General features: G+C 56.5%; 1 pseudogene. It reads right to left on the bottom strand.

The features are described 5' to 3' along the window. Positions 1-226 (bottom strand): annotated as a pseudogene (amiE, locus tag SB765_RS28325) (aliphatic amidase); the annotation flags it as partial. Between the last annotated feature and the right edge of the window lie 135 nt (positions 227-361).

Raw genomic sequence — 361 nt, 5'->3', positions numbered from 1 at the left:
CGGTTTCCATCGTTTCTGCCGGGTCGTACATGATGCCCTGCAGGCTGTACTCCGGGAAAATCACCAGGTCCATGCCCGGCAACCCCTGCTTCATGCCGACAATGATGTCGGCGATCTTCCTCGCGTTTTCGAGCACTTCATCGCGGGTATGCAGGCGCGGCATCTTGTAGTTGACCACGGCCACACCGACGGTGTCGTTGCTGCTGGAAATATCACCATGACGCATGTTGAACACCTCTTGTTGTTATTTTTCAGGGACGACAAAAAGCCCTCTCCGCATGCGGAGAGAGCTCATTTGCTCTTGGGGGTTCGGGGTGGAGGCAGCGGCATCGCCATTGATGCGCAGCTCCTGACAACCAAC

The sequence above is a fragment of the Pseudomonas sp. SIMBA_067 genome (assembly GCF_046534675.1).
Classification (GTDB): domain Bacteria; phylum Pseudomonadota; class Gammaproteobacteria; order Pseudomonadales; family Pseudomonadaceae; genus Aquipseudomonas; species Aquipseudomonas putida.
This window is presented reverse-complemented; position numbering and strand designations above follow the sequence as displayed.